The sequence below is a fragment of the Dyadobacter sp. CY261 genome, assembly GCF_021440085.1.
In the GTDB taxonomy this organism is placed as follows: Bacteria; Bacteroidota; Bacteroidia; order Cytophagales; family Spirosomataceae; genus Dyadobacter.
Genome location: NZ_JAKCPW010000008.1, coordinates 481,906 through 492,366, shown reverse-complemented (window position 1 = coordinate 492,366; position 10,461 = coordinate 481,906). Strand labels below are relative to the sequence as shown.

Here is a 10,461-nt window from a genome sequence, read left to right as displayed (position 1 = left end):
CCTGACTGCGTTCAGACTGACAATAGCGTTACCTGACTGCGCTCAGACTGACAATGGCGTTACCCGACTGCGCTCAGACTGACAATAGCGTTACCCGACTGCGCTCAGACTGACAATAGCGTTACCTGACTGTGCTCAGACTGACAATGGCGTTACCTGACTGCGTTCAGACTGACAACAAGATTACAGTGGCATCATCTGATAGCCCCCAGATACGAGTAATAGGGCAAACCTTTATTAATCCGGTGCAGGTAAAGCGCCACTTCACGGGCGTGGTAATCGCCCCACATGCTGGACTCGCCGCATGGGATCTTTTGTCCGGCAGGTATATTATCCCAGCCGTTCGGACGGTGGTAGATCGAATGCAGGATCAATCCCTGGTGTGTCGGATCGGTCGAGAGGTAAGGCTCTGCGAAAAGGGTGTCGACAGCCGTAAGACCGGCCTGCCAGTAACGGTTACCCGCTTCGATTTGACCTTTATCATTCAAATATTTACCCAGGCGAAGCAACCCTTGTGCGCCGATGGCGGCTGCTGAACTGTCGATCGGTTCAAAATCGTTGTAAGGATCTGACGTTCTGGAAGTATAATCGCCTAGTTTATGGATTTGCGGTGCGCCGGTATCCCAGTATGGAATGCCGTCGGTGGCTGTGTTAGCAATGTAAAAGTCGCAGGTCGCTTGTGCGGCTTTCAGGTAGATGCGCTCGATTTCGGTGCGGCCGCCCAATGGGGCCAGTTCTTCTTCGGAAAAGCTCGGCAGTGATTCGAGCTGTTCGGCGAAGCCAAGCATTGCCCAGGCTAGCCCGCGTGTCCAGGTAGTGAAGCCCGAGAAGCCCTGCTGCGAGTTAGGGCAGCGATAGTTGCCGTCGTTGGTGTTGAAAACGCTTTCGTGTGCGGTGCGGCCCCAGAGATCGTAGCTGTCGCGTCCTTCGCCGTAGTAAACAGAATAGTTTGCGGTAGCGATGGAATGCAATGTTCCTCGTTCAAAAAGGCTGGTTTTTAAATCATTTTCACCCATATAACTATGGCCGAGTAGGTGCGAAACCATCAGCGCACGCACCGAACGAATGGTGTCCACAAAAAGCGAATGCGGCCCGTTGAATGAATGGATGAAGCCTTGCCCGTTTTTAATGGTCGTCCAGCGGCGGGCCTGCACAGATCCTGAAACTTTCAGCGCGATTTCATAGAAGTTGCGCTCCCATTCGTTTTCAGGAAGTACACCTTCATTCATCAGACGTAGTAAGTTGCCATAGGTGCTCACATTGTTGAAGCCGTGATCGTGTACACCAAAATGCCCCACATGCGATGCCATTGACTGAACGGTGTTCTGGCGGGCGCTACTAAGGTAGCTCTCGTCGCCGGTCGCATCAAACTGCAACACTTCGGCACCATACTGAAAACCCTGCGTCCATTCGGTCCAGCCGCGTAGGGTGTATTTACCGTTCACGGTGAAAACCGGCGTTCCTTGGGAGTTATCATATTCTTTGTTGATGAGTTTGATCTTCTCGCCGGATACCTCCCAAAACCGGTTAAGTTTTGTTTCGAGTGAGGCCGCAGTTAGTTCTTTGTTTATCTGCATAACGTATATCGATGGTATTATTTAGCCATTTTATTTTAGGATAATACAAAGATATTCGCAGCAAAAAGCGATAGCAAGGTACAAATTTGCTATTAAATGGTACTTTTCCGAACATGTTCGCGGTACTCGTTCGGGGTTAGACCCGTTTTCTTCTTGAAAATGCGGCTGAAATAGGACGGATCGTCCATATGGATGTGATAGGCGATTTCCTTACTGCTCAGATTGGTGAAAACAAGCAGTCGTTTGGCTTCTAGCAGGAGTTTTTCGAGTATATATTCCTGACAGGAGATGCCCAGGTATTTTTTGATGATTTTACTCAGATAATCAGGCGTAACCGATAATTGGCTGGCGTACTGCTGCACTTCATGCATCTGCCTGAAATTCTTCTCGACCAACTCCTGAAAACGCCCTGCCAGCTCCGGGACCGATAATGCCGCGGATTCTGTCGGCTGCACGTCATGTTGTGTCATAAAAGCACATTTTTGCAATAACAACCCCAAATACCGGCCGATGAGCGTCTGATCTGTTCCTGCATTCAGATGGTCGGTTACCATGTTTTCGAGGATGTTGTGGAAATAGTGCTTGTTACTTTCGGAAAGGGAAATAATAGGTTGTCGACGCGCTGGCTGGAAGAAAGACAACTGGGAAAGCGGGGGGTTAACAGGGTTATAAAACGTATAAAAATCTTCTGAGAATGCGACGATATAGCCTTGAAACGAAGTCGAGAAGGTTAGTAAATGCACTTGCCCGGGCGTCAGAAAATGGAGGCCGGAACCCTGGATATTGTACGAATGGAAATCAATTTCGTGGAATCCCTGGCCTTCTTCGATAAAGAGGATCTCATAATACGTGTGCCGGTGCGGCGTGTCGGTCGGAAGGGGGGTAATTGGCAGCGATACCGGTTCATCTTTTCCGATTTCAACGCTGTTTTTGAACCTGAAAATCTTTAATGCGGGTACCTGGCTGGGTGTTTTGGGAAGGGAATGGACCGGGATAGCATTAGACACGAAAACCATGCATTCAAATTTTTTTCAAATTCACTAGTCGTTTCAAAAGCAGCAAAATCGGGAAAACTACCAGCACGACTGCTGCCGGTCGCCAGTTTTTTTATCCCCGTTGTGACATTTTCTAACTTTGCATTGTTGATCCAGAACAACAACTGTACTTTAAAAGCTACCCGGTGAACCAGGAAACTAAAAGCGGCCAGATATTCGATCTTCCTACCCTAAGGCGTCTATACACATTCGTTCGACCTTATCAGAAGCAATTTTACCTGCTGATTGCCATTATATTGCTTAACGCGGTCCTGGCACCACTCACACCTCTGCTGATCAAGTATACCATCGATACGCCCATTTCCAATGGCGACTATTCACAATTGACTGTTATGCTGGTCGTGATGGTGGCCGTCACGATCTTTCAAGGCATCGCACAATTTTGGAACACTTACATGTCGGGCTGGCTCGGACAACACATTATCCGGGATATTCGAGTGCAGTTGTACCAGAAGATCATTGGGTTAAGACTTAAATTTTTTGACAATACCCCGATAGGAAGGCTTGTAACCCGCACAATTTCCGATGTGGAAACGCTTTCCAACGTATTTAGCGACGGTATGGCCGCCATTGCCGGGGACATTTTGCAATTGGTGCTCATCATTGCCGTCATGTTCTATACCGACTGGAAGCTCTCGGTGATCAGCCTCTCGATGATCCCGCTCATGCTGTTCTGTACTTACATTTTCAAGGAAAAGATCAAGGATTCGTTCAACGAGGTGCGTGCAGCGGTTTCCAATCTGAATGCCTTCGTGCAGGAGCATATTACCGGGATGGGTATCGTGCAGATTTTCAGTAGTGAGGATATTGAATATAAGAAGTTCAGAGAAATCAATAAGTTGCATAGGAATGCGAACATCCGGTCTATCCTCTATTATTCGGTATACTACCCGGTTGCGGATGTAATCGCGGCAGCTGGTACGGGGCTCGTCGTCTGGTATGGCTCGAAACAGATTTTGAATGCCGAGGTCACATTTGGTACGGTTACAGCTTTTGTGATGTTTATTAACCTCTTTTTCCGCCCGATCCGTCAACTCGCCGACCGGTTCAATACCCTGCAAATGGGGATCGTCAGTACCGATCGTATCCTCAAACTACTCGATAGCGACGAATTCACGGCAAATGAAGGTACGTTCGTGCCGGCGTCCATCAAGGGAAATGTCGAGTTTAAGAATGTTTGGTTTGCTTACAATGACGAGGAATATGTTCTACGAGACATCAATTTTAAAGTAAAAGAGGGCGAAACCATTGCATTTGTCGGTGCGACTGGGGCTGGCAAGTCGTCGATCATTAATTTGCTCACACGGTTTTATGATATTAATAAGGGCAACATCTATATCGATGGCGTCGAAGTGCATGATTATGAGTTGAATGCATTACGTAGGCACATTGGAGTTGTTTTGCAGGATGTCTTCCTTTTTTCAGATACCATCGAAAACAATATTCGCCTGGGTAATGAGCGTATTTCCCACGAGAAGATCGTGGAAGCCGCGAAACTGGTGGGCGTGCATGATTTCATCGAGCGACTGCCGGGTGGTTACAGCTATAATGTGATGGAGCGCGGAGCGACGTTGTCGGTAGGGCAGCGGCAACTCATTTCATTTGTGCGCGCAATGGTACATGACCCGAAGATCATCGTGTTGGATGAGGCAACGTCATCGGTTGATAGTGAAACCGAGGAATTGATCCAGCACGCGATCGAAAATCTGATGCACGGCCGGACGGCGATTGTCATTGCCCACCGCTTATCGACCATTCAGGAGGCTGATAAAATTATTGTGGTAGACAAGGGCCGGATCGTAGAGGAGGGTAACCACGAGCAATTGCTGGAAAAGGATGGCGTTTATGCCAACCTTTATCGGATGCAATATAAGGAGGTCCACAAGATCGGGACGTTGTAAATCATCCTGGTGCGAAATTAAAAAAGCCCCGGGGCTTGGACTGAACCCCAAAAGTTGGACGGTTTAAAAAATTTAACGACTAGTATGATGAGCTCGGTATTGTACCGGGCTCATTCCATTTAGATTAAGCCTGATCCTGTCATTGTTGTAATAGTTGATATATTCTATGATGGCTCCTTTGAGCTCATCAATACTGCTGTATTTGTTTAGATAGAACAGCTCTGATTTAATCGTACCAAAAAAGTTTTCAATAATTGCATTATCCAGACAATTGCCTTTTCTGGACATACTTTGGGTTATGCCTTTTGATTTAAGCATCTGCTGGTATCGCGCCATCTGATATTGCCAGCCCTGGTCGGAATGCAGGATCAGTTTTTCCGACTTATTTACTTTTATGAATGCTGTTTTAAGCATCTGGGTAATCTGGTTAAAATTAGCCGATTCGGACAAATTGTAACTGATGATTTCCCCATTGAACAGATCGATAACAGGTGACAAATAAAGTTTTTTGTCCTTTACCCTGAACTCAGAAATATCCGTGGCCCATTTCTGTGACGGTCTATCTGACTTAAAGTCCCTATTTAGGATATTGGGCGCAATCTTTCCTGTGTCACCTTTGTAAGAGCGGTACTTTTGAACACGGACCAACGATTTGAGTCCCATAGCCTTCATTAGCTTGAAGACTGTTTTGTGGTTAAGGTGCCAACCCTGTTTTCTGATCGCGATTGTAATACGGCGGTAGCCCAGCCTTCCTTTGTGCTGATGGTAAACCTGGCTGATCTGCTTTTGGGCGTCCTGATATTTGCCGGCCAAACTATTGGTTCTAACATGGTAGTAAAAGCTGCTTCTGGGCATTTTCAAAAAATCCAGAAGCACTTCAAGTGGGTACTTATGCCTTAATCCGTCAATTATTAACGCTTTTTCTTTTGCGCTGCTTCCTTCTGGCGAATTAAGGCATCCAGCTTTTTTAGTAGTTCATTTTCTGCTCTTAGGCGCATGTTTTCGTTTTCCAGCTCTTCCAAGCGGGTCGATGGACCGTATGTTTTGCTGAGCTTAGTTTTTTTGCCCATAAAAATACCCCCAAGAAGTGTCTAACTTTTTGGGGGCAGTGCAGCATCTGAAATGCCAGGGCTTTTTTAATTTCGTTTGCCGGTATCCAGCGGAATCGGTGGCGGACCGATCAGGAATTCGTCTTCGTCATTACGTTTCACCGGCGTGCTGTCACCTTCAACGCCGAGCGAGTCGCTTTCGGCAGGAGCCCATTGAGTAGGGCAGTTATAGGTCTTGGAAATTTTGAAGTTCGGTTTCGGGAATGGGCCTGGTTCGATCGATTTATCTTTATAAACCTTTTCCAGGAAGGCACCCACGATTGGTAATGCGGTTTTCGCGCCTTCCCCTAGATTTGTGGTTCGGAAGTGGATGCTGCGGTCGTCGCCTCCCACCCAAGCGCCTACCACGAGGTCACGTGTGACGCACATAAACCAGCCGTCCGAGTTATTGGAAGTCGTTCCGGTTTTTCCTCCCAGCTCGTTGCCATTCGGCGTTACATTAAATCGCCAACGAATACTGCCAGATGTTCCTCCCGCTTCTTCCACACCGGCGCGCAACATTTGCAACATCAGGTATGCCGACTCTTCACTGATCGCCTGACGGTGCTCGGGCTGAAATTCTTCAATCACTTTCCCATTGCTATCCTCGATCTTCGTGACCAGAATGGGCTGAGTATATGTCCCATTGTTTGCAAAAACACCATATGCCGCCACCATGTCATACAACGACACATCAAACGGCCCGAGACCTATGGATGGAACAGGTTTTAGTGGTGTGGTAATACCCATTTTTTTGGCATAGCGCACTACGTTTGCCGCGCCGATTTCGTCGGTCAGCTCGGCGGTAACGGAATTAATGGATTGTGCCAGGGCACGTCGCAGCGTCATTGGCGCATAGGTGTAGCTTCCGGTGGCATTGCGGGGTTTCCAGATTTTTTCCTCTCCGTCTTCTTCGTACGTTTTCTCAAACGGTTTGTCCATAATCTCGTTGCAGGGCGACATATTGAACGTCGAGTCGTCGATCGCCGCGGTGTAGACGAATGGCTTGAAAGTTGATCCAGGCTGCCTTTTGCCCTGTTTTACGGCGTCGTATTTGAAATAATTATAATCCAAACCGCCTACCCAAGCCTTGATCTGTCCTGTTTGCGGGCTCATAGCCATCATACCGGCGCGCAAGATTCGCTTATAGTAATCCAAGGAATCCATGGAACTCCAATACTTCGTCATTTCGCTGCTATTTTTCCAGTCGTACACGGTCATGGTGTCCTTTTTGTTAAGGTAATAGGTCACGCTGTCCGGGTCATTCGGGAATTTTGCGGCTAATGAGCGGTATTTACTGGTCCGTTTTACTACTGTCGGGAGAAAATCGGTGATTTCGTTGCCCTGTTCGTCGCGCCATGGGTTCTGGTTACGCCAGTGGTCTTCAAAGACGCGTTGCAACTGCTTCATCTTTTGGGTCATGGCTTCCTCGGCGTCGGCCTGCATATGTGAGTCGATCGTGGTATAGATCTTCAAGCCATCGGTGTAAAGGTCGTAGCCATTCTCATCACCCCATTTTTTGACAAAATCAACCACCGCATTTTTGAAATAGTTGGCATTGCCATCGTAAGGTGTTTCGAATTTGGTTTTAAGTTCAATGGGTAGTGCACTGATGGAATCCGCTTGCTTGACGGACAGATATCCGTATTTGCGCATCTGGTCAATGACCACATTACGGCGTTCGAGTGAGCGCTTGATGTTCCGGACCGGATTGTAAGTGGTTGTCGCTTTTTGCAAACCTACCAATACCGCCGATTCCTGCACATTAAGGCTGTCGGGCGATTTGCTGAAATAGGATTTTGCCGCTGTGTTGATACCATAGGTGTTATTTCCATAATCGACTGTATTGAAATACATCGTCAGGATTTCTTCTTTGGTAAAATTCCTTTCGAGCTTGATGGCCGTGAGCCATTCTTTTGTTTTGTAAATTAATGTGCTAAGTCCGGGAACATAGCCCAGTACACCTCGCGCGCCGGATTTTCGGGTTTTAAAAAGTTTTTTCGCAAGCTGTTGTGTAATGGTACTACCACCACCGCGATCGGTGGCGCCCGTGACAATGCCCCAGGCAACGCTGGCCATCGCCTTATAGTCGATCCCGGAGTGTTTGTAAAAACGGGCATCCTCCGTGGCAATCAATGCCTTTACGAGGTTTGGGGAAATCTGTTTAAACGGGACGGGCGTCCTGTTTTCCGTGTAGAATTTCCCGATCATTACACCATCGGCCGTATATATTTCCGACGATTGCGCCACCTTCGGGTTTTGAAGGTCTTCTACACTCGGCATGCTGCCCATCAACCACAGGAAATTGGTTTCTACACAAAAAATGTAGATCGCGAATAACGTGATTCCGTAAACCAAAGTCTTCCAGACCGTTATGATCGGGCGATAGTATTTCGAATCGACATCCACATTGTCTTCCCACCAACCGCGCGCTGATTTCTTGTTTTGCCGGTATGAATGGAAGAGCCGGTCTGCGTTGGTTTTGCCTGTAACCAGCGATGTAATTTTATAAGCAATCCTGTTGATAAGTGTGGCGAGCCGCGACCGGAATGCCCGGAACAGGTTCCTGATTTTTATAAAAAACGATCGGATAACTTCCATCAAACGTTTTGGTTCGTAATGGGTCAAAGATAAGAAAAGCCGGATAGATATGATCAATCCGGCTTTTTCTGAAATCGATTCTATTCAGCTTTGTGAAATTTCAATGCGGCTCCGTTCATGCAATAACGCAGGCCGGTTGGTTTTGGACCATCGTTGAAAACGTGCCCCAGGTGTCCTCCGCATGTTCTGCAAACGACTTCTGTGCGGGTCATACCATGACTTTTATCCTGAATTTCTTCTACACTCTCTTTCGCAACCGGCATGAAAAAGCTCGGCCAGCCTGAGCCTGAATCATACTTCGAATCGGAGCTGAAAAGTGGTGTCCCGCATGCTGCGCACACATAGGTGCCTTCTTCTTTATTGTCGTTATAAGGATGTGAAAAAGGCCGCTCGGTACCTTTTTCGAATAGAACGAAGCATTGCTGACCAGTAAGCTCCTGCTGCCATTCTTCTTTGGTTTTTTGTACTTCTCTCATGGATTTGTCTGTTAGGAATGGCCAAAAAAATTTGTACCATATCCCTTGATAACGCTGAATCGGTAATTATCGTTTGGAAAAAATGCGGCGTATCCACGAATCCTGCGGTGGCCAGCATTGGTTTTGCGATTCGGGTGGCCTTCGGAATAATCCGCCGGAAATTCCGAAGTAAAGATTGAATGACCTCGGGTTGCCGATGTTGAGCAGGCCGGTAAGATGGTCGGTACCCAGCCAAAGCGGCCCTATCCTGCCCGCCAGCCCAATGGCGGGAGAGCGATAACGGTTCATCAGCGAGAGGGGAACCGATATTTCGTACCATTTGTGTTCGTAACGCGGTGTGACGCCAATATAGGATTCAGCTTTCATGCCGAATGCGCCCTGGGGAATCAGGTTTTGAACCCAAAGGCCATTCACATACACATTAGGTTTCACATTATAATCCACACTCGCCTGGAATGCCATTGGCAGTACCGATTTGAAGTTGGGCGCAATGGGCTGACCTCCATCCAGCGAAGAGTTGATCGCATTGAAAATACCTTCGGAGCCTTTCAGCTTCTGGAATGTATCGTAACGGAACTCCTTGTTGGTTGTATGGGTCTCCTGCTGGAGAATATAAGCCGGATTGTTGAAATGGACGCGACCGATGTCTGTTAACGAAACTGCAATCCGGTACAGGTATTTGTTTTTTGACGCGTCGCGCTTCCGCTCGCCTCTTTCCCGGTATGTTGCTTTGTGAACGTCGGGTCGGTATTCATAAACGGCTCCGATGTCGAAACCCCAGCCACTTCCAGGAGCGGCGTCGCCGAGCAACCATGCGGGGGTGGGCCTGATATTCTGAAAACCCTCGTCGCGCGTAACGGCGTAACGGACGTTGATTTCGTTTACATTAATGTATTGTCGCTTGTTTTCCCAATTCGCGTCTGGCTGGATATCATAGGAAGAGTTCTCTATAATCGCGTGTGCATTGTAAAGACCTATTAACCTTTTGACCGTAAAGCCTACTTTGAGATAATCGGTTTCATTGTCGAAAACAGTACCCCCGAGTGTCAATGCAAATTCCCCCAACCCATTCAAATGCAATTGCCCTGACTGGTTTTCAAATACCTGATCATGTAAGTCCTTGAATTGCGTGGTCTTGCTGATCAGCCGGGCAAGCGGTTCGGTGACTTGCGTGGTGTTGAGCAGGTAGCGCGCACGCGTTGTAAAGCCTACGCCGACCCTTCCTTTGAATATATTGAACATGAACGATGGCAACCGAGTGTCACCACCGGCGTTCATGTATTTCTTGTTCCCGTTCAGTTTCTCGCCTAAGTAGGAGCGGGGGAAAAGCAACATGCCCCTTTCATTATGGTATTCGGCTGGGACGGTATTGGTGATCAGGCTCAGGAAAGAGTATGGTGCTTCGTATTTGACGTGGTTGTTGGCTGTATAAAACTGGGTGCCAACAAGATTGACATATAAGCTATAACGACTGTCAGCCACAAATGCCGGGTTGTGGTACAAAGCGTTTGTTCCGGCAAAGTTGCTCATGGCCGTTCCAGGCAAATGCTGGGATAGAGCGTCGATGGTTATTCCGCAGACCAGTCCTAATATGGACAACCAGCTTTTTTGCATGAGGAACAAGATTCGGTGGGGTGCCGACATTTGAGATCAGGTTACAAAGAAAACGCTAACACGACTGACTTGCAACATTGTTTACTGATTGGATAAAGAATATTCGATAACGCTTGGCGGCATGATTTTAATACGGACGATAAAGAATA

General features: G+C 47.6%; 8 protein-coding genes. 1 reads left to right on the top strand and 7 read right to left on the bottom strand.

The genetic code is table 11. The annotated features are described in order from the left end of the window. Positions 1-194: 194 nt before the first annotated feature. Both LZD49_RS23430 and LZD49_RS23425 read right to left on the bottom strand, forming a co-directional pair. Positions 195-1,577 carry a glycosyl hydrolase gene (locus LZD49_RS23430; RefSeq protein WP_234670097.1) on the bottom strand — a complete coding sequence of 461 codons (1,383 nt, stop codon included), beginning with the start codon at positions 1,575-1,577 and terminating at the stop codon, positions 195-197. 92 nt (positions 1,578-1,669) lie between these two features. Then, positions 1,670-2,593 (bottom strand): AraC family transcriptional regulator, encoded by a 924-nt coding sequence (locus LZD49_RS23425; RefSeq protein WP_234670096.1) that lies wholly within the window; start codon positions 2,591-2,593, stop codon positions 1,670-1,672. A 164-nt stretch (positions 2,594-2,757) separates the two neighbouring features. Here LZD49_RS23425 and LZD49_RS23420 point away from each other — a divergent pair, with 164 nt between their 5' ends. Next, positions 2,758-4,533 carry an ABC transporter ATP-binding protein gene (locus tag LZD49_RS23420; protein WP_234670095.1) on the top strand — a complete coding sequence of 592 codons (1,776 nt, stop codon included), beginning with the start codon at positions 2,758-2,760 and terminating at the stop codon, positions 4,531-4,533. 72 nt (positions 4,534-4,605) lie between these two features. Here LZD49_RS23420 and LZD49_RS23415 read toward each other — a convergent pair whose 3' ends face one another. The 5 genes from LZD49_RS23415 to LZD49_RS23395 all read right to left on the bottom strand — a co-directional run bounded on the left by LZD49_RS23415 (position 4,606) and on the right by LZD49_RS23395 (position 10,312). Further along, positions 4,606-5,442 carry an IS3 family transposase gene (locus LZD49_RS23415; RefSeq protein ID WP_234670113.1) on the bottom strand — a complete coding sequence of 279 codons (837 nt, stop codon included), beginning with the start codon at positions 5,440-5,442 and terminating at the stop codon, positions 4,606-4,608. 2 nt (positions 5,443-5,444) lie between these two features. Beyond that, positions 5,445-5,603 carry a hypothetical protein gene (locus tag LZD49_RS23410; RefSeq protein WP_234670094.1) on the bottom strand — a complete coding sequence of 53 codons (159 nt, stop codon included), beginning with the start codon at positions 5,601-5,603 and terminating at the stop codon, positions 5,445-5,447. A gap of 66 nt (positions 5,604-5,669) precedes the next feature. Beyond that, positions 5,670-8,222, bottom strand: coding sequence for a penicillin-binding protein 1A (locus LZD49_RS23405; RefSeq protein ID WP_234670093.1), 2,553 nt, complete (start codon positions 8,220-8,222; stop codon positions 5,670-5,672). Positions 8,223-8,302: 80 nt separating this feature from the next. Further along, entirely contained in the window at positions 8,303-8,698 is a 396-nt protein-coding gene (gene msrB, locus LZD49_RS23400) for a peptide-methionine (R)-S-oxide reductase MsrB (protein ID WP_234670092.1), read from the bottom strand. 66 nt (positions 8,699-8,764) lie between these two features. Then, entirely contained in the window at positions 8,765-10,312 is a 1,548-nt protein-coding gene (locus LZD49_RS23395; protein WP_234670091.1) for a DUF5723 family protein, read from the bottom strand. Positions 10,313-10,461 lie beyond the last annotated feature (149 nt).